A 24,678-nucleotide genomic window follows, 5' to 3' on the forward strand; every position below is an offset into this window, starting at 1 on the left:
ACTGCGCGGCCCACTAGCGTTGAGCCCATGCGCGTGGGAGTCCTCGACATCGGGTCCAACACCGGCCACCTGCTCGTGGTGGACGCCCACGGCGGCGCCGCGCCGCTGCCGGCGTCCTCGTTCAAGCAGCCGCTGCGGCTGGCCGAGCACCTCGACGCCTCGGGCGCGGTGACGCAGCAGGGGATCGACGCCCTGACCACCTTCGTCGCCGACGCCGTCCGCGTCGCCGAGGAACGCGGCTGCGAGGACATGCTCGCGTTCGCCACGTCGGCGGTCCGTGACGCCGGCAACTCCGAGGCCGTGCTCGCCCACGTCGAGTCGTCCACCGGGGTCGAGCTGGCCGTCCTGTCCGGTTCTGACGAGGCGCGGCTGACGTTCCTGGCCGTGCGCCGCTGGTTCGGCTGGTCCGCCGGTCGCCTGGCGGTCTTCGACATCGGCGGTGGCTCGCTCGAGATCGCCGGCGGTGCCGACGAGGCACCGGACGTCGCGTGGTCGATGCCGATCGGCGCCGCACGACTCGCACGCTCGTACTTCGCCGCGGGCACCCCGACCGAGGACGACGTCCGCCGCATCCGGCACGAGATCCGCGTCGAGATCGCCCGCGACGCCGGACGGCTGCTCCGCTCGGGCCGACCGGACCGGGCCGTGGCGACCTCGAAGACGTTCCGGTCGATCGCCCGCATCTGCGGAGCCGCGCCGTCCGCCGCCGGACCGCTCGTGCCCCGTGCCCTCGACGGCGACGTGCTGCGGCAGCGCCTGCCGGAGCTGCTCACGATGTCGGTCGACGAACTCGCGGCGCTGCCGGGCGTCTCGGCGAGCCGCGCACACCAGGTGGTGCCCGGGGCGCTCGTCGCCGAGGCGTGCCTGGACATCTTCGACCTGCCGGCGCTCGAGATCTGCCCGTGGGCGCTCCGCGAGGGCGTCATCCTCGAGCGGCTCGACCAGCTGTCGGTGCTCGGCAACTCCCAGTAGTGACCGATATGGTCAGTTCATGACCGGAATGGACACTCGCCGTACCCTCGTCCCCTCCACGCTCTGGACGGTGGCGGGGATCGGCTGGCTCGTCGGCGAAGCCGTCTCGGCGTCGGCGTTCCCCGGCTACAACTACGCGACGAACTACATCTCGGACCTCGGCGTCCCCGACGTCGGCACGTTCCAGGGGCGGTCGATCGACTCACCGCTGCACGTGCTCATGAACACCACGTTCATCGGGCAGGGCGTCCTGTTCGGGATCGCAGCGGTGCTCGCCGTCGTGGTGTTCCGCGCCGCGTCCCGCCGTGCGCGGGTGGCCACCGCGGCCCTCGCCGTGGTCCACCTGGTCGGGATGGTCCTGGTCGGCTCGTTCCACGGCAGCCAGACGAGCACCGACGGTGGCACCATCGTGTTCCACGTGCTCGGCGCCGCGGCAGCGATCACGACCGGCAACCTCGTGGCGATCACCGCTGGCATCGGGTCCGGGGCGCTGCGGGCACCGGTGGCCTACCGGATCGCGAGCGTCGTGCTCGGGATCGTCGGCCTCGTCTCCCTCGTGATGCTCGTCGTGGACTCGTCGTCGACGGTGATCGAGGTGCTCCCCGACGGCGTGTGGGAGCGTGCGTCCGTGTACACGATCGTCACGTGGGAGCTCATGACCGGGATCACCCTGCTGGTCGCGGGGAGCCGGCGCCCCTGGACGGCACGGGCCTCGGCGGTTCGCGCGTGAGCCGCCCTCCGCGCCGCGCTCGGCCCTCCGCCGAGGAGATCAACGGGGGCGTCCTGGACATCACCGCCGGACTCATCGCCCGCCGCGGCATCAAGGACACCGCCGTGCAGGCCGTCGCCGACCAGGCCGGCTACTCGAAGGCGGGCATCCTCGCCCGGTTCACGAGCAAGGAGCTGCTCGTCGAGGCCGCGCTCGCGCAGTGCACGGCGCAGACCGAGGCGATCCGGGCAGCTGCCGCCGCCGTCCCCGCGGGGGAGGCCCGCGACGCCGCGGCGCTCGCGGGGATCGCCGACCTCGCTCTCGCTCGGCCGGGGTGGGCGGAACTCGCGCTCGCGGCGTTCACCCTGCGGCGCGGGGCCGACGTCGGCGTCCGGCTCGAACCGGTCGCAGCGACGCTCCTCGACGTGTTCGGCATCGACATGGCCGACGCCACGGCCACCCCGCTCGACCGGCGGGCACGGGTCTCCGGGGCGTTCGGTGCGATCGTGATGCTCGCGCTGACGTACGAGACCGAAGCCTCCGCCGCCGAGGCCCGGCCGCACATGCTGCAGATCGGATGGGACGCCCTCGGCCACGACGGGCCCGTACCGCTCGGGGTCGTCGGCTAGACCCGCTCGGACCTCGGCGGAGCGAGCAGCCACGGACGGATCAGCTTCGTCACGAACGGCAGCACCCAGAACGTCATGATCGGCGTGAGCACGACGGTCGTGATGAGCACCCGGGGCAGGATCGCGACGTGCGCGAACGCTGGGACGAGCCAGGCCATCAGGTACGTGAACGCGAGGTTCACCGGGAAGAAGCCGAGCCAGATGCTCACGGACTGCTTCCACCGCGGGGGAGCGCTCGAGGCCGGGGCGTCCTGCGGGACGTCGAACCAGCCCTCGATGCCGGTGCGCTTCTCGACGCGGGACTCCACCACCAGGTCACGGCCCAGGTCGAGCCAGCGCAGCCGGTCGTCTGAGTTCTCCCACGTGGCCAGCGAATCGTGGTCGGCGAACCGGTAGAGCATGTGCCACTCGCGGGACTGCGCGGTGGAACGCACCCATCCCGAGCCGAGGAAGCCGGGGTAGCGGTTCGCCAGGTTCACCCCGGACTGCACCCAGCGGGTGACCTCGGGGATGCGATCGGGTTCGACCAGGCGGGTGACGGAGACGGTGACGGGCGGGCCTGCTGTCCCGGATGACGACTGCAGGCTCCCAGGCTCTTGTGGAGTCATCCGACCAGTGTCCCGGACCCGTGTTTCCGGCTCGTGTCGCAGCTCGTCGGTCGTCGACGCGCCAGTGAGTAGGTTCGCGGTATGAGCGAGACCGAGCGCGGCCGGCACGAGACGCCGACGGAACGGTGGGACCGGAACTGGGTCGACATCCAGCAAGAGCTCCGGATCGTGCAGACCGGGACGCAGATCCTCGCCGGGTTCCTGCTGACGTTGCCGTTCCAGCAGCGGTTCACCGACCTGTCCGACCGGCAGGAGACGGTCTACCTCGTTCTGGTCGTCCTGGCCGTCGTCGTGACCGTCGTGGCGCTGTCGGCCGTGGCGACGCACCGGCTGGTCTTCCGGCAGCGACAGAAGCACGACCTGGTCCGTGCCGGCAACGTCATCCTGCTCGCCGCACTCATCGCGAGCGCGTTGCTCTTCTCGGGGACGGTCTACTTCGTCTTCGACGTGGTGCTCGGTGGCGCAGGAGGTGTAATCGGTGGGGTCGCGGTCTTCGTGGGCACGGCGGCACTGTGGACCGCCCTGCCCTTCGGCCTGCGGCGGACCGAGCGTGACGCCGACCGAGCGAACGACCGAGCGGACGACCGGTCGTCGGCCGGCTGAACGAGTCCTCCGGCGGAGCGCACCGCTTCTCCAGCTCGATGGCCGACGGTGTCGGTGATGTCCATCACCACCGCCGCCGCCGGGACAACGGCACGTACACGATCCTGTCCCCGGGTGAGGACCACCACGGCTGCTACGTCTCGGCGACCGATCCCGCCGAGGGGATGCGGCACGTCGCGTTCATGTCGTGGCCGTCCGCGGACTGGGGCCGGAACGTCGCGTCACCCACCCTGACCTTCGAGGCGGCGAGCGGCGCCTTCACCCGGGAGCTCCGGCTGCCGGGCGACCCGGTCCCGCGGGCACAGCACGGGTACGCGGTGCCCGTCGAGCACCCGGAGTCGATCGACACCGGCGCCGGGTGGGCAGCGCTCCGCCGGCAGTACGCCGAGGTGTTCGCCACGCTCGAGCACCTGGCGGGCGGCGGGTCGACCGCGGACTGACCCGGGAGCGGTCAGCTCGCCTGCTTCTTCGCGGCGGGCTTCTTGGCGGGCGCCTTCTTCGCCGGTGCCTTCTTCGGCGCCGTCTTCGCGGGGGCCTTCTCCGTCGTGCTCTCGGCAGCCTTCTTGGCGGGCGCCTTCTTCGCCGGTGCCTTCCTGCCGGAGCCGGACGAGCCCGAGCCGGACGTGCCCGAGGCAGAACCCGACGACGACCGTGAGGTCGACGACGAACGCGACCCCGAGCCTCCTGTCCGCTTCTTGTCGACGGACGCACGCAGGGCGGCCATCAGGTCGAGCACGTCACCGCCCTCGTCGTCGTCCTCGTCGTCCTGCTGCTCGCCGAAGGTCTTCTCGGTGTCGATGTCGTCGCCCGCCTCGAGCTTGGCGTCGATCAGCTGCTGCAGTTCCTCCTGGTAGGAGTCGGTGTAGCGGTCGGGGTCGAAGTCGGTGGACATGCTCTCGACGAGCGAGGACGACATCTTCAGCTCGTTGGCGCTGACCTTCACCGTCGTGTCGAGGGTCTTGAAGTCGGCGGCGCGGACCTCGTCGCCCCAGAGCAGCCCCTGCAGCAGGATGACCTCGTCGTGCACCCGGAGCACCCCGAGCCGGGTCTTCTGCCGCAGGGTGAACTGCACGATCGCCAAGCGGTCGGTCTTCGCTAGGGTCTCGCGCAACAGCACGTACGCCTTCGGCGAGCGCGAGTCGGGCTCGAGGTAGTAGGTCTTCTCGAACATCATCGGGTCGACCTGTTCGACGGGCACGAACTCGAGCACCTCGACCTCGTGCGACTGCTCCTCGGGGAGCTGCTTGAAGTCGTCCGCCGTGAGCACCACGGTCTTGTCGCCGTCGTCGTAGGCGCGCTGGATGTCCGCGTACTCGACCTCGTGGCCGAACTCGCACACCCGCTTGTACCGGATGCGGCCCTTGTCCTCGTCGTGGACCTGGTGCAGGGACACGTCGTGCGTCTCGGTGGCCGCGTAGACCTTGATGGGCACGTTGACGAGCCCGAACGCGATGGAGCCCTTCCAGATCGACCTCATGCGCACATGATGCCCGCCCGCACGCGTGCGTGCCCGGAGCCGTCGGTTCCTCCACAGGTCCGCCGTCCGGGAGATCGTTCCACGGATGTCCGGTTCGCTGGACCGCCGCGAGGCCGGCGCGAGCACGATGGGCCCATGAGCCAGCTCGACAAGCAGGACCCGCGCGACCAGTTCCCCCGTCCGCCGTTCCCCGCGCAGACCCAGCAGGGGTCCGGGCTGGCGAGTGCGATGGACCCCGCCCCCGACCACGGCGAGACGAGCTACCTGGGCACCGGGCGGATGCGCGGGTACCGGGTGCTCGTCACGGGCGCGGACTCCGGCATCGGGCGCGCCGCGGCGATCGCGATGGCGAAGGAGGGCGCCGACGTCGCCCTGAACGCCCTGCCCGAGGAACGCGAGGACCTCGAGCAGGTCCGCGACGTCATCGGTGACCTCGGGCGCAAGGCGGTGCTGCTGCCCGGCGACCTGACGGACGAGGCCTTCTGCGACGTCCTGGTGCAGGACGCCGTCAGCGAACTCGGTGGCCTGGACGCGCTCGTGCTGGTCGCGGGCCACCAGCAGGTGCACGAGGACGTCACCCTGCAGAGCACCGAGGACTTCGACCGCACGATGAAGGTCAACCTCTACTCGCTGTTCTGGCTCGTCCGCGCCGCTGTCCCGCACATGGCGCCGGGGAGCTCGATCGTCACGACCAGCTCGGTGTCCGCGTACCAGCCGCAGGACCGCATGATCGACTACGCGGCGACGAAGGCTGCGATCATCACCTACACGAACGGGCTCGCTCGGCAGCTCGCGAGCAAGGGCATCCGGGCCAACACGGTGGTGCCCGGGCCGGTGTGGACGCCCCTGCAGCCGATCAGCTACCCGGGCGACGAGATCGCGGCGTACGGCCAGGACACCCCGTTCGGACGTCCCGCCCAACCCGTCGAGCTCGGCAGCGCCTACGTCTACCTGGCCGGGCCCGAGTCGTCGTACACGTCCGGCACGACCCTGACGGTGGCGGGAGCGACCGGGGTGGCGCTGTGAGTCCCGCCTCGCGCAAGACCGTCGTCCTCGTCGGCGACCGGCGGCTCGCGCTCACGAACACCGACAAGGTGCTCTACCCCGAGACCGGCACCACGAAGGGTCGGGTGATCGAGTACTACGAGCGGGTCGCGCCGTGGATGATCCCGCACGTCAAGGACCGCCCGGTGACCCGGAAGCGCTGGGCCAACGGTGTCGAGGGCAAGGTCTTCTTCGAGAAGAACCTGCCCGACTCGGCCCCCGACTGGGTGCGGCACCACACCATCCACCACTCGGAGCACGACAACGAGTACCCGATCGTCGACGACCTGCCGACCCTGGTGTGGATGGCGCAGCAGGCCGCGCTCGAACTGCACGTCCCGCAGTGGCGGTTCGGCCCCCGCGGCGCGCAGCAGAACCCGGACCGGCTCGTCCTCGACCTCGACCCGGGTGACGGCGTGGGGCTGCCCGAGTGCGTCGAGGTCGCCGTGGCCGCACGCGAGATCCTGCACGGCATGGGACTCGACCCGTACCCGGTGACGTCCGGCTCCAAGGGCATCCACCTGTACGCGGCCCTCGACGGCAAGGCGACGACCGCGCAGGTCTCCGACGTCGCCCACGAGCTGGCCAAGGCCCTCGAGACCGACCTGCCGGACCTGGTGCTGTCGTCGATGAGCCGTGCCGAGCGGAAGGGCAAGGTCTTCGTCGACTGGTCGCAGAACAACGGCAACAAGACGACCATCGCCCCGTACTCGCTGCGCGGTCGCGAGCGGCCGACGGTCGCGGCACCCCGCACCTGGAAGGAGCTCGAGGAACGCGGGCTCGCGCAGCTCACGTTGGACGAGGTCCTCGAACGCCTGGAGGCCCGTGGGGACTTCCTGCACCCGGTCGCCTCCGCCTCGCTGGCCGTCGGGCGCGACGACCACGGTCACTGGGACAGCGACCGGACCGAGCGTGCGAACGACGCCGAGCAGCCCGCACGTGACCGGCTCGCCGCCTACCGGGCGAAGCGGGACGCCTCGAAGACGCCGGAGCCCGTGCCCGAGGGTGCACCCACCGTGCGGAAGGACGGCACACCGACCTTCGTCATCCAGGAGCACCACGCCACCCGCGACCACTACGACTTCCGGCTCGAACACGACGGGGTGCTGGTGAGCTGGGCCCTGCCGAAGGGCGAGCCGACCGACCCGGGCAAGAACCACCTGGCCGTGCAGACCGAGGACCACCCGCTCGAGTACGGGGCGTTCGAGGGCACGATCCCGAAGGACGAGTACGGCGGCGGCACGGTCACGATCTGGGACGACGGCACCTACGAGCTCGAGAAGTGGCGCGAGGGGCAGGAGGTCATCGTCACGCTGCACGGTCGGGCCGGCGGCGCTCGCCGCCTCGCGCTGTTGCACACCCGCGGCCGTGGCGGCGGGGACGAGAAGAACTGGCTCATCCACCGCACGAAGGAGCAACCCGAACGGCTGGCGGACGGCGCCGGCCCTGTCGGGCCGGCGGTGGCGCGACGGGCGGACCGGCCGTCGGACGGGCACGGCGATGCACACCGCGCCGGGCATCGACGGATCAGCGGGGCCGCGGACGCCGCGACCCCGCCGTCGGAGCGCCGGACGATGCAGGCGACCCTGGCCAAGGGCGAGCCGCGGCTGGATCCGGCGGACTGGGCCTTCGAGATGAAGTGGGACGGGGTGCGGGCGTTGGCGACGGTCCGCGACGGGTCGGTGACCCTGCGCAGCCGCAACGACAACGACCTGACGGCCCAGTACCCCGAGCTGCAGGAACTGGGCGAGCGGGCCGGCGTGGACGGCGTGTTCGACGGTGAGATCGTGGCCGTCGACGATCGTGGCCGACCATCGTTCCAGCTGCTCCAGAACCGCATGGGCCTGACGAAGGCGCGCGAGGTCCGGAGCGCGCAGGAGACGACGCCCGTGCGGTTCCTGCTGTTCGACGTGCTCGAGGCGGACGGGCACGAGCTCACGCGGCTCGGCTACGACGCCCGGCGGCAGGCACTCGAGACGGTCGTGGACCCCGGCGGTGCGATCGACGTGCCGCCGGCGGTACAGGGCGACCTCGACGCGGTGCTGGCTGCATCGCGCGAGCAGGGACTCGAGGGCGTGGTCGCGAAGGAGCGGTCGTCGAAGTACGCCGAGGGCCGGCGGTCCGAGGCCTGGCTGAAGCTCAAGCACCACGCCACGCAGGAAGTCGTCGTCGGCGGCTGGAAGCCGGGCAGCGGTCGCCGTGCCGGTGGGATCGGGTCGCTGTTGCTCGGGGTGCCCGGCCCCGACGGGCTGGAGTACGTCGGCAAGGTCGGCACCGGGTTCCGTGACCGAGACCTCGACGAGATCGCCGGTGTCCTCGCACCGCTGGAACGGAAGACCCCGCCGTTCGTCGACGTCCCACGACCTGACGCGCGGGATGCGCACTGGGTCACGCCGAAGCGCGTCGGCGAGGTCGAGTTCGCCGAGTGGACCGGCGACGGACGGCTCCGGCAGCCGTCCTGGCGCGGGTGGCGAGTGGACAAGGACCCGGACGACGTCGTGCGGGAGACCTGACCCGGGCTTCGCCTTCGGGCCCGCATGCGTGCGCATCGGGTCCGCCCCTGGCGAACATCCGTCCCCCGTCCGGAGCCTGCGCGGGGGACAGTACCGGCACCGCTGGCCACGATCGGTCGTCGGCTGTTACGTTCGCCGGGACGAAGGGGGCTCCGAGGATGAACTCGAGCAAGTACCTGCCGCCCTACACGGCCGCAGAACGCGTCGCGATCACGGGGGACGACCTGTCGCAACGGACCGTCGAACCGAGCGGCGGCGCCACGGAGACCGAGGTCCGGTACGCGGACTTCCTCGCCGACGAGGACGACGACTGACCGAGACGGCCCGGATGCCTGACCGGGACGGCGTGGACACCTGACCGCTCGACGGGCCCGGCAGACCCGACGGCCCGCACGCTGGATCAGGGAGCGCACGGACCGTCGCCGAGGCACGTGACCAGCCCGTTCAGGGAGACCGACCACGAGGCCCCGCACCGGGCTCGCCGAAGCGCAACCGGTGGGTCCACTGGTGAGACGTGCCGAGTGACCGGATCGTCACACGAGCGGCAAGAAGAATCGCCGGGCGACCTCGATGGTCACCCGGCGATCTCGTCGGTGCGGGGGATCCTGTCGGGGCAGGACGGGGTCAGGCCGCCGGCGCGGGGCCGTCGGTGGGCACCGCGTGGTCGGCCACGGGAGCGTCTTCCTCGATGAGCTCGTCCTCTTCCGGCTCGACCACTTCGGCCGCGGCGGCCTTGGCCTCGTCGATGGACTCCTGGGAACGGCGGAGCAGGTCGTCGTCGTGTGCTGCCTGATCGGTCATGCCCAGGAACCTACGCGGGCGTCCCTGTGTCGGCGTCCCGACGGCGGGCGCCGTGCGTCGGGTCGTGCCGGCCGGTGTGCGGTGGCTCGAAGTCCACCGCAGAAGTCGGTGCGGGTGTCGAGGGCATCGCCGGGGCGGCCGGCGCGCCGAACGCGTCAGCGGCGTCGAGCACCGCACGGGTGGCGGCGACGGCCGTCCGGAGCGCATCGCGGACGGGCATCGCCCGGTGCGCCGGGGTCCGGACCTCGACGCCCCACGGCTCGTCGAACCCGAGCTCGCGCACGGTCCGCACGAAGCCGGGCAGGTCCCACGCTCCGGCACCGGGCAGGTACCGTGCCGTCCCGGACTCCTCGGCGAGGGTCATCCCGCTCGGGGTGTGCAGCAGTCCGTCGCTCAGCTCGACGGCTGCGAGGACCCCCGGTGCGACCCCCTGCCGGATCGACGCGAGGGTGGATCCGCCGCGGAGCGCGTGCATGGCGTCGATGAGCAGGCCGCCGTTCGGGTGCCCGGTGGCGGCGACGAAACGGGAGGCCCGCTCGACCGTGGGCAGGTTCGACCACGGTTCCGGTTCGAGCACGAGCTGCGCTCCGACCGCCTCCGCCTGGTCGGCGAGCACGACCCAGTCGTCGGCCATCGTCGCGGGGGAGGCTCCGGGCAACGATGTGTCGGCGCGCGCCACCACCTGCCAGGCGCTCAGCGTCGCCGCGGCCTCGAGCACGACCCCGCGGTCGGCGTCCTCGTCCTCGGTGCGGCTCGTGCACGTCCACCACCGGTCGAGTGGTCCGAGCTGGACCCAGACGATGCCGGCGGCGTCGAGCATGCGCCGCAGTTCGGCGAAGCCGGTCGTCGCGCGGACCTCGTGCAGGTCGTCGAGGGACAGCGACAGGCCGGCGAACCCGGCGGCGCCGACGGCGTGCACGCGGTCACGGATGCTCTCGTCGCCCGCCCACGTCCAGGACGTGGCGAGCAGGTCGTGTTCCAGCACGGTGGTACCTCCGGCAGTCCCGAGGTGTCCGCCTCGCCCCGTCGCGATGCGCCGCCCCGTGTCCACCGCGGGCCCCACCCGCGGCGATGCCCAAGACTTACCCGTGCTGCCTGCGAACGCTCCCAGCCCGTCGACACATCGCCGACACGTGCGTCAGACGATCCGGGTCCGGACCTCGCCGACGCCGGCGATCGTGCCGACGAGCACGGCACCGCGTTCCAGCACGCCGACACCGTCAGGAGTACCGGTCATCACGAGGTCGCCGGGCGCGAGCGCCACGGACCGTGACAGGGCCGCGATCGTCTCGGCGACCGACCAGATCTGGTCGGCCAGGTCGCCCGACTGCCGGAGTTCCCCGTCCACCGTCAGCTCGATCACCCCGCTGGTCGGGTCGACCTCGGCCGCCGGGGTGAGCGCCCCGACCGGTGCCGAGGCGTCGAAGCCCTTGGCCGTGTCCCACGGGCGCCCGAGCCGCTTGGCCTCGGCCTGCAGGTCGCGGCGGGTGAGGTCGATCCCGACGGCGTACCCCCAGACGTGTGCGAGGGCGTCGGCGACCGCGATGTCCGTGCCGCCGGTGCCGATCGCGACGACGAGCTCGACCTCGTGCTCCAGTTGCTGTGTCAGCGGCGGGTACGGGGTGTCGGCGCCGTCGACCACGACCGCGTCTGCCGGCTTGGTGAAGAAGAACGGCGGCTCGCGGTCCGGGTCGTGGCCCATCTCGCGGGCGTGCGCGGCGTAGTTCCGGCCGACGCAGAACACACGGCGGACGGGGAAACGCGCGCCCGTCGTCGTGGGCACGGTCGGGAGGCTCGGGGCCGGGATGACGAGTTCGGTCACGGTCCCAGCGTGGCAGGCTCGCAGGGCATCGGTTCAGCTCTCACCGAAGGACGCCTCGTCCTTGAGCTTCCGCGCCCGTGCGCGCTCCTGGCGTTCGCGCCATTCGATGCGCATCTGCGCGAGTTCCGCCTCGGCGCCCTTCGCGCGCATGAGCGGGCCGTAGTGGGGGCTCGCGAGGAGCCGTGGTGTCGTCATCTCTCGGTTGTCGAGCCACCGCTTGAACTCGTCATCAGTCAGCGTCGAGATCATCTGCGAGCACTCCTTCCTGTTGTCCCCGGGCTTTCGCTCGCGCTGCCTCGGAGTCAGCGAGCGCCGAGGACGTCCACGTGTCGTCGTCGGTCGTCCAACTGCGGGTCACCAGCGCAGCCGACATCACACCGGCGGCCGCGCGCTGTCCTTCGTCGTCCGAGGTCGCCCGGTCGGCGACCCACGACCAACGCTGCCACCACAGGTCGCGGTGCACCGAGAACTCTGCATTTCGCCGTCCTGCGCGCCCGTCGAGCACCGAGGCGACGAGCGCACCCAGCGCAACGGACGCGCTCGTGACCGACACGAGCGCGCTGATCCAGCCGATGTCCATGCCGGAACCCTGACAGCACGGAACCGACCACGCGGCGGGCGTGACCGGTCCTGTGGAGGGCGCTCCGGGCCTCCAGGCCTGTGGAGGAGTGCGTCAGTTGCCGGGCGCGGCCGCCTCGGTCTCGCCCGCACCCGGGTCGCCGCCGGTCCCGCCGCTGGCGGGCTCGTCCTGCGGCCAGCCCGCGAACTCCCAGCCCGCGAGGGACGGGTGGTCCTCGCCCTTCGTGTACGCGAACGTCCGTGCGGCGTCACGCGCCTCGGACAGCTTCGTGAGCAGGTCGGCGTGCGCCTCGGCGTCCACCCGCGTCAGGGCGTCGTGGGCCAGGGCGAAGCGGTCCATCTCGTTGCGCATGAGCATGTCGAACGGCGAGGTCGTCGTGCCCTGCTCGAGGAACCCGTGCACGTGCAGGTCGTCGTGCCCGTTCCGGCGGTACGTCAGCTGGTGCACGAGGGTCGGGTACCCGTGGAACGCGAAGACCGTGGGCGTGCCGGGCAGGAAGAGCGCGTCGTACTGCTCGTCCGGGATCGGGTGCTCGTGCTTGCGCGGGTCGCCGAGCGCCAGCAGGTCGACGACGTTGAGCACGCGGACCCCGACGCCGGGAGCGTGCTTCCGGATGATGTCGGTGGCGGCGATCGCCTCGACCGTGGGGACGTCACCGGCGCAGGCGAGCACGACGTCGACCTTCCCGACGGCCTGCTCCGTGCCGGCGAAGTCCCACACGCCGAGTCCGGCCTGCGCGTGCGCGACCGCGTCGTCGAGGGACAGGAAGACCGGCTCCGGGTGCTTGCCCGCGACGATCACCTCGATGCGGTCCGTGGTCTCCATCGCGTGCGCGGCGACGGCGAGCAGCGTGTTGGCGTCGGCCGGCAGCTTGATCCGGACGAGGTCCTGCTGCTTCGACGCGACGACGTCGAGGAACCCGGGGTCCTGGTGGGAGAACCCGTTGTGGTCCTGTCGCCAGACGTGCGACGAGAGCAGGAGCGACAGGTTGGACACCGGCACCCGCCAGTCGATGTCGGTCGACGACTCCAGCCACTTGGCGTACTGCCCGACCATCGAGTCGATGATGTGGGCGAACGCCTCGTAGGTGTTGAGCATCCCGTGCCGACCGGACAGCACGTACCCCTCGAGCATCCCCTCCAGCAGGTGCTCGGACAGGACCTCGGTGACCCGTCCGCGTGCGGCGAGGTGCTCGTCGCCTGCGGCGCGCTGGGCCCGCCAGACGCGCGAGGTCACGTCGAAGACGGCGTCGAGCTTGTTCGAGATCGTCTCGTCCGGCCCGAACAGCCGGAAGGTCGAGGCGTTCTTCTCGATGAGTGCGGCGAGCCAGGGGCCGAGCGTGCCCGTGGCGGATGCCGTGGAACCGGCCTCGACCGCGTACGGCTCGAGCGGCGGCCGATCGAGCGCGGTCCGCAGCCGACCGCCGTTGCCGTGCGGGGTGGCGCTCATCCGCTCGTCACCGGTCGGGCGGATCGTGGTCATGATGCCGACCGGGTGGCCGTCCTCGTCGAAGAGCTCCTCGGGGCGGTACGAGCGCATCCACTCCTCGAGCTGGGCGCGGTGGCCGTCGTCCTCGCGCACCGCGGGCAGCGGCACCTGGTGTGCCCGGAAGGTCCCTTCGACCTGTTCGCCGTCGACCTCCTTCGGGCCGGTCCAGCCCTTCGGGGTGCGCAGCACGATCATCGGCCAGCGCGGACGCAGGTCCGCGGCACCGGCGGGCTGCCCCGCGGCGGCGCGGGCGGCCTGAGCGCGGGCAGCGGCCTGGATGTCGTCGATGCCGGCGAGTGCGCGTCGCAGGGCACCGTCGAACAGGGCGTGCACCGCGTACGGGTCGTCGTCGACGCGGCGGGAGTCGACCACGATCGGGTCGTAGCCGAGCCCGCGGAAGTACGCGGTGAGGTCCTCGTCGGGGATGCGGGCCAGGACGGTCGGGTTCGCGATCTTCCAGCCGTTGAGGTTGAGGATCGGCAGCACGGCACCGTCGGAGACCGGGTCGAGGAACGTGTGCGCCTGCCACGACCCGGCGAGCGGACCGGTCTCCGCCTCACCGTCACCGACCACGCACGCGACGACGAGGTCCGGGTTGTCGAGCGCCGCACCGTAGGCGTGCGACAGCGAGTAGCCGAGCTCACCGCCCTCGTTGATGGAGCCGGGGGTCTCCGGGGCGGCGTGCGAGGGGATGCCCCCGGGGAACGAGAACTGGCGGAAGAACCGCTGCAGGTCGACGTCCTGGTACAGCTCGTTCCACGTGCCGTCCAGCCAGGCGTTCGCGTTCATCGCCGGGCCGCCGTGCCCCGGGCCGCAGATGTACAGGAACTCGCGCCCGGTCTCCGTGATCAGCGCGTTGCAGTGTGCGTACACGAGGTTCAGTGCGGGGGAGGTGCCCCAGTGGCCGAGCAGCCGCGGCTTGACGTCGTCGGGTTCGATCGGCCTGGTGAGCAACGGGTTGTCCAGCAGGTAGATCTGCCCGACCGTCAGGTAGTTGGCGGCGCGCCACCAGGCGTCGACCGCCCGGAGCCGGTCGGTGGTGGAGATGTGTACTGGAGCCATGGGTACACGGTACGAAACACCGGGTTGCGGCACCTCAGGAAACTCGTCCCAAACCGTTCGGGCGGGGGTGCCGAATCACTTGCACAGGGCAAAAGCCCAGGGCGCTCTCCGGTCACAGTTGGCCGGTACTCAGTATGTGCACAGTGCACATTCGGCCACCGGCCGGAGCGCCTCCAGAGCAAAGGACTGATCACGATGCGTAAGAGCCTCAAGACCTCCATCACCCTCGCCACGACCGGCGCCCTCGTCCTCGGCGGTGCCGCGTTCGGGATCTCCTCCGCCCAGGCCGCGACCCCGAACGTGCACACGGTGTCCTCGTCGTCCGAGTCGAAGATCCCCGCACCCGTCGCCTCGGTCCCCGAGGTCCTCGGTGGCTCCACCGCCGTGAAGCTCGACTCCGGCTTCACCGACGCCCTCACCGCCCTGAAGCTCACCCCCGGCGTCTCGGGAGATGCGACCCTGGCTGACGGGTCGGTGTCGTTCCCGATCACCGCCGGGTCGGTCACCTACTGGTCGCCGGACGGCAACTACCGCCCGTACGTGCAGGGCCTGCTGAACCACGACGACTCGGGTCTGACCCTGAAGGCCGGCGACACCACCGTCACGCTGGAGAACTTCGTCGTGAACCCGGGCTCGTCCAAGCTCTACGGCGACGTCCTCGTCAACGGCAAGGTCGCCGCGGCCAACGCGTTCCTGTTCGAACTGCACGGCGGCTCCCTCAAGCCCCTCCAGCTCGAGGGCGACAACGCCATCCTCACCGGCACCACCGTCCACATCTCCGAAGACGCCGCCGGCCTGCTGAACAAGACCTTCGGCACCGACGCCGTCAAGCGCGGCCTGCTCGTCGGCACCGCCACCATCACCGCACAGATCAAGTAACACCCCGCACCACCACGATCGGCCCGGACCACGCAGCAGCGCGGTCCGGGCCGACTTGCGTTGTGTGCCGGGCAGAACCGGGCATCCCGAGCGGAACCGGGCGTACCTGGTGGAACCGGGCATACCGAGCAGAACCGGGCGTACCTGGTGAGTTCTTCCGACCAGGTACGCCCGTTCTTGCGAACCAACCCGCGCGCGATGGGAAAGAACGGGCGTACAGACGGACGTGTGCGGACGCCGGGCCGGCGGCCGCCGTCGTCACGGGCCGGGCGACACCTCACGCGCTCACGTTCGCGTGAGCTGTCGCTCAGCGCGAAGTCCCGCCCCCGGAGCGCCCCGGACCCCACCGGACCGCACCGGACCGCACCGCGCCACCGCTCAGCGCCGCCGCCACCACCGCCGCGGCTTCGCCTCGAGCCGCGCCTGCTCCGCAGCCCGCGCGGCCGAAGCCATGCGCACCTCGCGGCGCTCCCGCCAGGCGAGCACCTCAGCCTCGACGTCGCGCATCGGCGTCACCACCGGCGGCCCGCCGAGCAGCTGCCGTCGGGCCTCCTTCACCCGCGCGTTGAAGTCCACCAGGACGTCGCGCACGTCGGACTCGAGCGACAGCGCGTCGAGGGCGTCGTCGAGTTCGGCGTCCTCGGTCCGCAGCGCCAGGGCCGGCGGCGCGATGCCCCGGATGTCCTCACGCTCGATCTTCGACTTGATCCACCAGTCCGGATCGTGCTGCCCGTCGAGGCCCGGCAGCGGCTTGCCGTGGTACGGGTTGCCCTCGAAGACCCCGCGTCGCTCGGCCTCCTCGATCTGAGCCCGGGCGTGCGCGGCGACGTCGGCGGCCTTGAGCAGCCGACGATCCTCACGTTCCGAGCGAACCTCGTCGGGATCGAGCGACCCCCGCTCGATCTCCTGGTCGACGAGCTGCTGGTAGCGGTAGCGGGCGGCCCTGCGGAGCCGGTCCATCCGTGCATCGACGTCGTTCATCGTCAGACCATGATGCCCCGCGCCCCCGACGGGCCGTCCAGCCCGGTCAGGACTCCGCTGAGACTTCTTCGATGGTCAGCGCGGCCTGGATGAGCGCCAGGTGCGACAGGCCCTGGGGGATGTTGCCCATGAAGTCCCCGTCGACGGCGCTGAGCATCTCGCTGAACAGACCGACGTCGTTCGCCTGCGCGACCATGTCGTCCATCAGCTGCTTCGCGTCGTCGATGCGTCCGACGCACGCGAGCGCGGCGGCGAGCCAGAACGAGCACGCCACGAAGGGGGACTCCTCGTCCTGGATGCCGGAGTACCGGTACACGAGCGGGCCGTGCTGCAGCTGCTCCTCGATCGCCCGGATCGTGGACTCCATGCGCGGTCCGCGGTCGAACGCCGACATCGCGTGCAGCAGGATCGAGCAGTCGAGCGCGTCGGTGCCCGGGTACATGACGTAGTGGCCGAGCTCCTCGTTCCACCCGTTCTCGGCGACCCAGTCCTCGATGAGCTCGCGGTTCTCGATCCACTTCTCGCGTGGGCCGTCGATCATCCCCGCGTCGTGCAGCTCGACTGCCGCGTCGAGCGCCTGCCAGCAGCCGATCTTGCTCGTCGTGTAGTGCTGCGCCTCCTGCAGCTCCCACATGCCCGAGTCGGGCTCCACCCAGCGGTGGCACGCGTCGTCGGCCAGGTCCTGCAGCACCGAGGCCGTCTTGCGGTCGAGCACGTTGCCGGCTCGGACGTACTGGCGCATGATCTCGAACACGTCGCCCCAGACCCCGAGCTGCAGCTGGTCACCGGCGCGGTTGCCGATCGTGACCGGCCCGATGCCGTTCCAGCCCGGGACGTCGCGCTCCTCGACGGTGTCGCTCTTCGACCCGTCGAGTCCGTAGAAGATCGGCATCGTCTCGTCGTGCTCGGCGATCGTGCGCATCACCCACGACACGGCGGCGTGCGTCTCCTCGCGCAGGCCGAAGCGGGTGAGCGCGTGCACCGTGTACGCCAGGTCGCGCACCCAGGCGAACCGGTAGTCCCAGTTCTTCCCGCCGGTGCGGTCCTCGGGCAGGCTCGTCGTCGGGGCCGCGGCGATGGCGCCGGTGGGGGCGAAGATCAGGAGCTTCAGGGCGAGGGCGCTGCGCTGGACGGCGTCCGACCAGGGGCCGTCGTAGCTGAACTCCTTCGACCAGGTCGACCAGTTCTCGATCGTGCGGTCGACCCCTTCGAGCGTGCGCTCCGGCTCGGGCAGGAAGATCGGCTCGTCGTACGTGCCGACGATGGTCAGGATCGACTTCGAGCCCTCGGTCGTCGAGAACCGCCCCGAGAACCGGGGCCCGTCGTCGTGCACCGGATCGAAGCCCTGCTCGACGATCGCGATGGTCACGCCGTCGACGCCGATCACCGTGCCGTTCGCGGTGTCGAGTCGGCGCGGTTCTGCGGTGTTCAGGATCGTGCCGGGCACGACCGCCCACTCCATCTCGACCGAACCGTCGATCCCCTGCACGCAGCGGCCGATCTCGGCCCACGGCAGGCGTCCGGCCACACCGGTGACCATGGCGTCGGTCACGGTGGCGGTGCCGGACGGGGTCGTCCACGTCGTCACGAGCACGTTCGTGCCCGGCAGGTAGGCGCGGGACACCTGCGCCTGGTCGTCCACCGGCCGCAGGGCGACGTGTCCGCCGTGCTCGGCGTCGACGATGCTCGCGAACACCGGCGGCGAGTCCATCGACGGGATCGGCAGCCAGTCGATCCGGCCGTCGAGCGCGATGAGGGCGACCGTCCGCCCGTCGCCGATCGCGCCGTACGAACGGAGCGGGACGTACCCGTTGGTCCGTTCCTCGTTCTCGGTCGCGTCGGGGGTGTCTCGCGTGCGCTCGGTCATGCGTCCAGCCTGCCCCGGTCCCGGTGGCGACCATCAGGCGGGCGTACCCCTCGTGGAGAACGCACGCCGGGCCTCCCGCCTGTGGAGAACCGCCGACCAACCGCCGACCAACCGCCGACCAACCGCCGACCAACCGCCGACCAACCGCCGGAGCACCCCCGGACAACCGCCGGCGAACCCCCGGCACCCAGCCGACACGCCAGCGCGACTTGCGCATCCCGGGCGTGTCGCACTAGCGTCGTGCTCCTGCCGATCGGCAGACCGCCCGCCCCGGGCACACCGGAAGGACCGCGCATGCGCGCCGTGCAGCACAACGAGGAACGCGTCGAGCTCCAGCTCGCCGCGGCCGCCGTGCTGCCCGAGCAGCAGTGGTCCCTCCGCTATCCCGCGTAGGCACGCGACGTCCCACGACGCCCCGTGCCCACCCGGCCCGGGGCGTTCGTCAGCACCGCTTCCTTCCGTCCGCCACGTCCGGCGACGACCAGGAGGCCCGGCGTACGACCGTCTCGGACCGTCACCTCGACCGTCACGAAAGCGAGACGACTCCATGAAGAAGATCAACGACCGATTGCTCAGCTGGGCCTCGATGCTCGAGGACAACACCGAGCAGCAGGCCCGTACGACCGCGCGCATGCCGTTCGTGTTCCCGCACCTGGCCCTCATGCCCGACGCACACCTCGGCCTCGGGGCCACCGTCGGGTCCGTCATCCCGACCCTCGGCGCGATCATGCCGGCGGCCGTCGGCGTGGACATCGGCTGCGGCATGATCGCGGTCCGCACGCAGTTCACCGCGAGCGACCTGCCCGCCGACCTGCAGGGGCTGCGCGAGCAGATCGAGCGCGCGATCCCGCTGTCGGCCGGAGCGTCGAACCGGAAGATCGTGGCGACCGCCGCACCCCGTATCGCCGAGCTCGAGGCGATGGCCGAGACCGCCGGGTTCGACCCCGACGGTGTGCACGGCGGCTGGCGCAACCAGCTCGGCACGCTCGGGTCCGGCAACCACTTCTAGCGGGGAAGAGGGCGCTGTCAACTAGAATCCTAGCCTAGGAGGCAGACGATGGCCCTGAGATCGATGACCTGGCGCCCTGCGCTCGCGGCGGATGCCGTAACTCTTCCCAGCGGCGGCTCTTCGGAGTACCCGCCCGGCCTTCTTCTGTGGTTCGACGAGGAGTTGCGCCCGCACCGTCCTCTGCAGCAGTACGTATCCTTCTGTCTCGGTCAGTACACCGTGACCACGCTCAATGACTACAGTCGCGAGATCGCCCGGTTCGAAAGCTTCCTCCAAAAGCGCTACGGCCAGCATTTGTTCGGTTCGTTCGTCATTGAGGACGGAGACGAAGCGCTTCGGAGGTACGCGAGATCGAGGACTGATCCCGACGATGAAGATGACACCGTGGTCGTTGGTGCCACCCGCGAGGCGATCGGAAAAACTCGTGCGGCAGTCTTCAGCTTCTACCAGTTCGCTGTGGCAACGGGATGGTTGCGAGATTTCCCGTTCACGTTAATCAAGAAGAGCACTCGAAAGGGCACGATCGAGACGCTCGCGTTTCTGCAAGGCGGACGCTTGACGGAAGGCGGAGGGCGCCCGATCCTCGCCACACAACTTGATCGATTCCTGCAAGTTGGCCTCCTTGGACAAGTCCCGAGTGGAGCACCGGATCCTGACTTCCAGGGGTACAGCACGATTCAGCGCAACGCGGCGGCCATGGGGCTCGGCGTCGGCATAGGGCTTCGTCACAAGGAGCTCCTGCTCACCACTATCTTCGAGGTGCCGAGTCCGCATCCTGACGGTTTCACCCCGGTTCGAGTTGCGGGGACGATCGCGAAGCGGGGGCGAAGCCGAAGGGTTGTCGCCCTTTCTGACTGGATGGTGTCGATCCAGCGATACATCAAAGGTGATCGGCGCCTTATTCAGAGGCGGGCAACCTGGCAGCCGTCTAGGCCCCTCGAGCTCGACCTTCAGGCCACCGACTCGACCGCCGCAGGTGTCGTTGGAGGCCTCGGAAAAGTCATGCTTGTCCCCTGGAACAAGCTTGAGCGCGAAGATCGGACGCGGCTGGTGATGCCAGGAGGAGGATCAGCGCTCGTGCTGCTTGATCACAAGACTAGGTCTGGGGCGCCGTTGCTCAGCAAAGATGTGATCGGCGACGCAACGCGCAACGCTCGGGAGCGCTGTCGCAGGTTCTGGCCGGAGGAGGGGTGGGATTACACAGTGCACTCGTACCGGCACACCTTCGGCCACACGCTCCTGAACCGGCTCGAGAATCGGGAAAGTCTTTCTCGCAAGTTTGAAGAGGAACACGGGCGAAAGCCGGCCTGGCATCTCCTTGTCGAGCGCAGCGACCCGCTCAGGATAGTGCAGGACTCGATGGGCCATAAGAGCTTTGAAACGACTCTGAAGTACACAGAGGACGCCTTCTGGAGTCTACTCGCATCCGTATCCGCCAACCCGGAACACAATCCGGCTCTTCGAGGTGGCCCCGAATGAGGGATCACCGCAGCGCTATCCGATCAGAACCCGTCGATGTGCCGCTCGGGATTGAGATCCTCCAGGACGGACGTACGTATTTCCTGAACTTCCACAAGATCGGAGAGGCTCCTATCGCAAGGCAGCTCCGGGACGCTGCGCTCGGCGTGATGGGAGATCGTGGAGGGGGCGTAAGAGCAGCCGGAAGCGCCGCCGCCTATCAGGACGCAGCCGATTACGCAGTGAGGCTGCTGCGGCCGCGCCTGTTACCGGAAGAACAGCCGCTGGACATCAAAACTGTGACTCCAGCCACTTTGCACACTGCTTTGTTCGAGGGAAGGAGCTCTCCTGCATCCGTGCGGACCACTTTAGCGCGGCGTCTCCTACTGGATGCGGCGAAGGCCGCGAACGCTGATGCAAGCGTCGCTTATCTCAACCGCCTGACGCTCCATGGCTTCTCGGAACCATCGCGACCCTACACGTCCGAGGAGCTGGAAGCGATCATCGACTGGTGCAAGGGTCGCCTGAATGATCTGTTCCTTCGACGACTGTCCGCCTTCCGGATGCTTGATGAGGACGCGTCCGAGAACTCGACACAACGTGCATTTGAAATCGCACGGCAGATCGTAGCTCTGCGTGATCATGCGGCGACGGTGCATGATTGGGTGGCATGGCTGCTTGTCGTTGGGCTCGAGCCGGATAGGCCTTTGACTGGCCAGTACGGCGAGGCTGTGCGGCTCTTGAGCCCATCGGTTCTGGATGCGCAGGCGGCGGCGCTGCTCATCGTCAATGAATTCGGCGCAGAGACATCCGTGCTGATCAGCATGGACACCGCAGATGTCGAGCGCGCTTCGGACAACTCCTCGCTGACGCGGATCAGGGGCCTCAAATCGCGAGCCGACAAGGCCGTTAGCAGGAAAGGTAATGGCGTCAGCATGTGGAGCGGCGGTCGCGTGATCGAACGATGGATTGCAGCTACGGCGCACCTGCGGCTCTTCACGGGAACCGATCATCTTCTCATTTGGGTGCAATCGGAACAATCCGACAAGACGCTCCGAGGCCCGGTCGCCACTGCCATTCCAGCGAGGCCCATCGTCCTCGAGGGCGATTCAAGCGTGGTTTCGCTGCCTTCGGGAGGGTCCGTGCGCATGAGCACGCGGCGCATGCGAAAGACGTGGGCTGCTCGGGCCGATCGCGTGGTCGGGGGTGGGGTGCGGGGGGCGATCGACCCGAATCACTCTGCACGTGTGAGTTGGACCTTCTATCGAGGTGCCGGTCTCTCCAAGGAGGAGCGACTCGAGATCATTGCAGAGGGGCAAGATGAGTATTACGCGAGCATTCTTGCCACCGGATATGTCATCGCGGACTCAGAGAGCCCTGAAGAGATTCGACATCGCCTACGAGAGGAGGGGCTCTCGAATGCCACGATCGACAAAGTCTTGACTGAGGCGCTGGACGATACCGGTACCGCGGGTTGTGTCGACCCGCGTGCCGCGCCCGGTCAGAAGCGCGGCACTCTGTGCCGCAAGACCCCTTTCGCGTGCCTGCTTTGCCGAACGCCGTCTTCACCAAAATCCACTTGCCGATCATCCTCGCGCTCGCTGATCGGATCGACCATGATCGCGAGGAACAAGTCGCCGAGGTTTTCATCTCGACCTGGGCGGGAGTCGCCGCACGGGTTGACCAAATCCTCGGGGTCTTTTCGCAAGACGCTATTGATGAGGCCATTCGCGACCTCGAAATCGCGCGAGAACGTCTTCGATCCCTTGAGGAGGCTTACGGCCGATGAGCATGCCGCTGACACTCTCTCCCCCGAGTAGGAGCCGATTCCGAGGGAAGACGCTGTCCGATCTCTTCGGCTACGAGCAGATCCCTGGCCGGTACGAGGACAATCGCTGGGACGTACGGCGGCACCCGGATTCGGCTAGTCCGAATAGCAAAAGCAGCTTCGACTTCACTGACGTGCCGACGTGGCTACGAGACGCCATCAAGGAGTTTGTCCTGGTCGCGTCGCGACCCGCGCTCGGAACCGACGTTGATCCGTCCTTCCTTGGGCTGCGGCGTAAAAATCTCAGTACGCTGCACCGCGCGCTCCCGAACCTCATCGTCGACCTGATCACAGTCACGAGCCTGAGTGCGGGCTTGGGGCTGTCGTCAGTTGACGAGGAAGCGTTCGACACGTTCCGACGGGACCACAAGCCGGACTATCGTAGAGCAGGAGCCCTCAAGCTCTTTGCCACGTACCGGACGGCGATGTCACCCGAGGTTGACAAGCTGTCGATCGAGCCGTGGGAAGGTATGTCAGGCCTCGCGGTCGGCGGAGGGTTGCCGGACAACGACGGCGTAAACACGACCGATCTATTCCTAATCGAGGACCTCGCGCCATGGATATCGGCATGCTCAGCCCTCGTCCGTTCGGGGCGGGAAATCGTTCGTGTGGCGACGCTCGATGAGCCGCCAGAGGCGTTAGCTGATTCGAAGGGGAGGTGGCGCAACGCTCGGACCCGCATCGTCCCTCCTCGTGAGGTAGCGACCCTTTCGACATCTTCCGGGCCCATGGACTTCATCGCTACTGACGATCTGAAGCTTGACCGCCAGCGCGCGATTGGGGACGTCGCCGCAGCATGTGCGTTCATCACGGTTGCGATGAGTGGGATGCGGACCTCTGAATTCGAGGTGATTCCGCGACGTCAGCCTCTTGATGAAATCGCCCTGCGTGGTGCACGGCGCGCGCTTCTGCGGAGCTTTCTCATCAAGAAACGGGAACAGCCGCGACGGGAGAACTGGCTGATCCCACCGATCGTCGCCGAGGCGGTGGGCGTCATGGAGTTCATGCTGCAGCAGACGAACCTCTCCGACGATGCTGTGGACCTGCGCACCGGACAGAGTCCGTTGTTCGACCGGCGGCTCCTCGCGCATCTTCGCCGCCAGAACGGGCCCAGTGCGATGCGATTCGATCGAGTGGTCGACCGTATCGGAGCACACATTGACCGCCTCAGTCGGGCAGGCGTGGGTCCGACACGGGGGGAGGTGGAGCCCAACGACCGCGCCCTGCGACGGAACCTCGCGGTCGTCATCTCGGGCCGTGCGAACGGCGCGATCTCTGCGATGGACCAGTTCAAGTGGATGGACGCCAAGACAGCTGCCGGCTACTTCCGTGTCGACCCAGATGCCGTCGCGACTGGCCAACGAGAACTGTACGCAGAAGTCCGAGGTCTACAAACAGAGGTCGTCATTGACGCCCTTCGAAACGAATACGCAGTCTGGGAACGGGCAATCGAGGCTCACCAGGTGCCGTCACTACCCGCGGGCAAAGATGCACGCCGGAAGATAGATGTTTTCGCATCGGTGCGCGCGGAGACTCTCGCGGATCCGCGCATCGAGGAAGATTCCCGACGGCTGCGGGAACTTTTCCGTCCGCATGCAGAGTCCATGTTCATGACCGTCTTCGGCTTCTGTGACTTCGACGAAGACCAGGCCCGCTGCGGGGGCATCGGTGCGCCGAACGTCGAGCAGTGTGACCCGTTGGAGTGCCTGAACCACACAACCACTATCTTTGGTATTCAAGGATTCCAAGTCAGTCATGACCGCCTCATCGAGGGCGCTCGAGACCGAAAGCTACCTGATTTGGGACGAGAGAAGATGCGCGCGCAAGCAGCAGAGATTCGCGAGGCTCTGCCCGGATTGGTCACCGCGTGAGTACCCCACTGCCCAACTTCGACGCCGAGGCCCTCCTCGAGCATCCAACAAGTCTCCGCGCGGCGGCTGCCGCGTTCGCCATGATGTTGAGCGGGCAGCGCCCAAGCGTCGAACGAGTCGCTGAGATCGCAGGCACCACTCGCCAAAACCTCTACGCGCACCACAAGCCGGTCATTGAGCTAGTGCGTCTGCTTCGTGCGTCGTGGGAGCCACCCAAGTCGGGCGAACTCGCCGAAATGACGCGCCAGCGTGACGACGCAAAGCGGAAGTTGGAGAAGGAGCGAGAAAAGAGGAAGCTCGCCGAGAGAGAACGAGACAAGGCGATGCACCATCTAGCGCTCAGCGACGCCGCCGTGAGCGAGCTCAGCCGGGACCGCTCGACTGTGGTGCCGCTGTTCGGGCGGACGTCCAAGTCCTAACGGCCTCGCAAGTGCCCGCGTCTTCACGGAAGGGCGCGCTGAGCTCGACAGGCGGTTC

The 24,678-nt window shown here is 69.1% G+C and carries 23 protein-coding genes and 1 pseudogene; 14 read left to right on the top strand and 10 right to left on the bottom strand.

Annotated elements, in window-relative coordinates; all coding sequences use genetic code 11:
* Nucleotides 1-27 precede the first annotated feature (27 nt).
* From DEJ20_RS01680 to DEJ20_RS01690, 3 genes are read left to right on the top strand one after another with little or no spacing between them, the layout of a single operon-like run.
* A complete protein-coding gene (locus DEJ20_RS01680; protein WP_111236143.1) occupies nt 28-972 on the top strand; it encodes a Ppx/GppA family phosphatase in 945 nt (314 codons plus the stop codon).
* A gap of 19 nt (nt 973-991) precedes the next feature.
* Nucleotides 992-1,702, top strand: a complete 711-nt coding sequence (locus DEJ20_RS01685) for a DUF998 domain-containing protein (RefSeq protein WP_111236142.1) — start codon at nt 992-994, stop codon at nt 1,700-1,702.
* The gene (locus tag DEJ20_RS01690; protein WP_181431613.1) at nt 1,699-2,310 is read left to right on the top strand and encodes a TetR/AcrR family transcriptional regulator; all 612 of its coding nucleotides are present in this window, start codon (nt 1,699-1,701) and stop codon (nt 2,308-2,310) included. The genes DEJ20_RS01685 and DEJ20_RS01690 overlap by 4 nt, the downstream gene beginning before the upstream one ends.
* Here DEJ20_RS01690 and DEJ20_RS01695 read toward each other — a convergent pair.
* On the bottom strand, nt 2,307-2,918 hold the full coding sequence (locus tag DEJ20_RS01695; RefSeq protein ID WP_111236140.1) for an antibiotic biosynthesis monooxygenase: 612 nt from the start codon (nt 2,916-2,918) through the stop codon (nt 2,307-2,309). The genes DEJ20_RS01690 and DEJ20_RS01695 overlap by 4 nt on opposite strands.
* A gap of 81 nt (nt 2,919-2,999) precedes the next feature.
* On the opposite strand from DEJ20_RS01695, the gene DEJ20_RS01700 reads away from it, so the two are divergent.
* Nucleotides 3,000-3,521 carry a DUF6328 family protein gene (locus DEJ20_RS01700; protein WP_111236139.1) on the top strand — a complete coding sequence of 174 codons (522 nt, stop codon included), beginning with the start codon at nt 3,000-3,002 and terminating at the stop codon, nt 3,519-3,521.
* Nucleotides 3,522-3,559: 38 nt separating this feature from the next.
* On the top strand, nt 3,560-3,961 hold the full coding sequence (locus tag DEJ20_RS01705) for a hypothetical protein (protein WP_111236138.1): 402 nt from the start codon (nt 3,560-3,562) through the stop codon (nt 3,959-3,961).
* A gap of 11 nt (nt 3,962-3,972) precedes the next feature.
* Here DEJ20_RS01705 and ku read toward each other — a convergent pair whose 3' ends face one another.
* Entirely contained in the window at nt 3,973-4,998 is a 1,026-nt protein-coding gene (gene ku / locus DEJ20_RS01710; protein WP_111236137.1) for a non-homologous end joining protein Ku, read from the bottom strand.
* 135 nt (nt 4,999-5,133) lie between these two features.
* Between ku and DEJ20_RS01715 the strand changes: the two genes are divergently transcribed.
* The 3 genes from DEJ20_RS01715 (at nt 5,134) to DEJ20_RS01725 (ending at nt 8,869) form a co-directional block, all read left to right on the top strand.
* The gene (locus DEJ20_RS01715) at nt 5,134-6,024 is read left to right on the top strand and encodes an SDR family oxidoreductase (protein WP_111236136.1); all 891 of its coding nucleotides are present in this window, start codon (nt 5,134-5,136) and stop codon (nt 6,022-6,024) included.
* Nucleotides 6,021-8,555 carry an ATP-dependent DNA ligase gene (locus DEJ20_RS01720; RefSeq protein WP_111236135.1) on the top strand — a complete coding sequence of 845 codons (2,535 nt, stop codon included), beginning with the start codon at nt 6,021-6,023 and terminating at the stop codon, nt 8,553-8,555. Before DEJ20_RS01715 ends, DEJ20_RS01720 begins: the two co-directional genes overlap by 4 nt.
* A 158-nt stretch (nt 8,556-8,713) precedes the next feature.
* Nucleotides 8,714-8,869 (top strand): hypothetical protein, encoded by a 156-nt coding sequence (locus DEJ20_RS01725; protein ID WP_181431612.1) that lies wholly within the window; start codon nt 8,714-8,716, stop codon nt 8,867-8,869.
* A gap of 310 nt (nt 8,870-9,179) precedes the next feature.
* Here the strand turns inward: DEJ20_RS01725 and DEJ20_RS01730 are convergent, their stop codons facing one another.
* The 6 genes from DEJ20_RS01730 to DEJ20_RS01755 all read right to left on the bottom strand — a co-directional run bounded on the left by DEJ20_RS01730 (nt 9,180) and on the right by DEJ20_RS01755 (nt 14,308).
* Nucleotides 9,180-9,356: a hypothetical protein gene (locus DEJ20_RS01730; RefSeq protein ID WP_155896953.1), complete on the bottom strand. Its 177-nt coding sequence runs from the start codon at nt 9,354-9,356 to the stop codon at nt 9,180-9,182.
* Between the two features lie 10 nt (nt 9,357-9,366).
* A complete protein-coding gene (locus DEJ20_RS01735) occupies nt 9,367-10,341 on the bottom strand; it encodes a sugar phosphate isomerase/epimerase family protein (RefSeq protein ID WP_181431611.1) in 975 nt (324 codons plus the stop codon).
* 153 nt (nt 10,342-10,494) lie between these two features.
* Nucleotides 10,495-11,178 carry a fumarylacetoacetate hydrolase family protein gene (locus DEJ20_RS01740; RefSeq protein ID WP_111236133.1) on the bottom strand — a complete coding sequence of 228 codons (684 nt, stop codon included), beginning with the start codon at nt 11,176-11,178 and terminating at the stop codon, nt 10,495-10,497.
* A gap of 33 nt (nt 11,179-11,211) precedes the next feature.
* Nucleotides 11,212-11,427, bottom strand: a complete 216-nt coding sequence (locus DEJ20_RS01745) for a hypothetical protein (RefSeq protein WP_071404871.1) — start codon at nt 11,425-11,427, stop codon at nt 11,212-11,214.
* Nucleotides 11,408-11,758, bottom strand: a complete 351-nt coding sequence (locus DEJ20_RS01750) for a hypothetical protein (protein ID WP_071404872.1) — start codon at nt 11,756-11,758, stop codon at nt 11,408-11,410. Before DEJ20_RS01750 ends, DEJ20_RS01745 begins: the two co-directional genes overlap by 20 nt.
* A gap of 93 nt (nt 11,759-11,851) precedes the next feature.
* Complete coding sequence (locus DEJ20_RS01755) at nt 11,852-14,308, bottom strand: phosphoketolase family protein (protein WP_111236132.1); 2,457 nt, start codon at nt 14,306-14,308, stop codon at nt 11,852-11,854.
* Between the two features lie 195 nt (nt 14,309-14,503).
* Here DEJ20_RS01755 and DEJ20_RS01760 point away from each other — a divergent pair, with 195 nt between their 5' ends.
* Nucleotides 14,504-15,187 (top strand): hypothetical protein, encoded by a 684-nt coding sequence (locus DEJ20_RS01760; RefSeq protein ID WP_110865654.1) that lies wholly within the window; start codon nt 14,504-14,506, stop codon nt 15,185-15,187.
* Between the two features lie 378 nt (nt 15,188-15,565).
* Here DEJ20_RS01760 and DEJ20_RS01765 read toward each other — a convergent pair whose 3' ends face one another.
* Both DEJ20_RS01765 and DEJ20_RS01770 read right to left on the bottom strand, forming a co-directional pair.
* Entirely contained in the window at nt 15,566-16,168 is a 603-nt protein-coding gene (locus DEJ20_RS01765; protein WP_111234726.1) for a DnaJ family domain-containing protein, read from the bottom strand.
* Between the two features lie 46 nt (nt 16,169-16,214).
* The gene (locus DEJ20_RS01770; RefSeq protein ID WP_111234727.1) at nt 16,215-18,035 is read right to left on the bottom strand and encodes a glycoside hydrolase family 15 protein; all 1,821 of its coding nucleotides are present in this window, start codon (nt 18,033-18,035) and stop codon (nt 16,215-16,217) included.
* A 547-nt stretch (nt 18,036-18,582) separates the two neighbouring features.
* Here DEJ20_RS01770 and DEJ20_RS01775 point away from each other — a divergent pair.
* The 5 genes and pseudogenes from DEJ20_RS01775 to DEJ20_RS01795 form a co-directional block, all read left to right on the top strand.
* Nucleotides 18,583-19,041 (top strand): annotated as a pseudogene (locus tag DEJ20_RS01775) (RtcB family protein); the annotation flags it as partial.
* Between the two features lie 51 nt (nt 19,042-19,092).
* Nucleotides 19,093-20,523 carry a site-specific integrase gene (locus tag DEJ20_RS01780; RefSeq protein WP_111234729.1) on the top strand — a complete coding sequence of 477 codons (1,431 nt, stop codon included), beginning with the start codon at nt 19,093-19,095 and terminating at the stop codon, nt 20,521-20,523.
* Nucleotides 20,520-22,322: a hypothetical protein gene (locus tag DEJ20_RS01785; RefSeq protein WP_146245362.1), complete on the top strand. Its 1,803-nt coding sequence runs from the start codon at nt 20,520-20,522 to the stop codon at nt 22,320-22,322. The genes DEJ20_RS01780 and DEJ20_RS01785 overlap by 4 nt, the downstream gene beginning before the upstream one ends.
* Nucleotides 22,288-24,201: a hypothetical protein gene (locus tag DEJ20_RS01790; RefSeq protein ID WP_111234731.1), complete on the top strand. Its 1,914-nt coding sequence runs from the start codon at nt 22,288-22,290 to the stop codon at nt 24,199-24,201. Before DEJ20_RS01785 ends, DEJ20_RS01790 begins: the two co-directional genes overlap by 35 nt.
* A complete protein-coding gene (locus DEJ20_RS01795) occupies nt 24,198-24,620 on the top strand; it encodes a hypothetical protein (protein WP_111225192.1) in 423 nt (140 codons plus the stop codon). Before DEJ20_RS01790 ends, DEJ20_RS01795 begins: the two co-directional genes overlap by 4 nt.
* Nucleotides 24,621-24,678 lie beyond the last annotated feature (58 nt).

Source organism: Curtobacterium sp. MCSS17_005, assembly GCF_003234225.2.
GTDB lineage: Bacteria > Actinomycetota > Actinomycetes > Actinomycetales > Microbacteriaceae > Curtobacterium > Curtobacterium flaccumfaciens.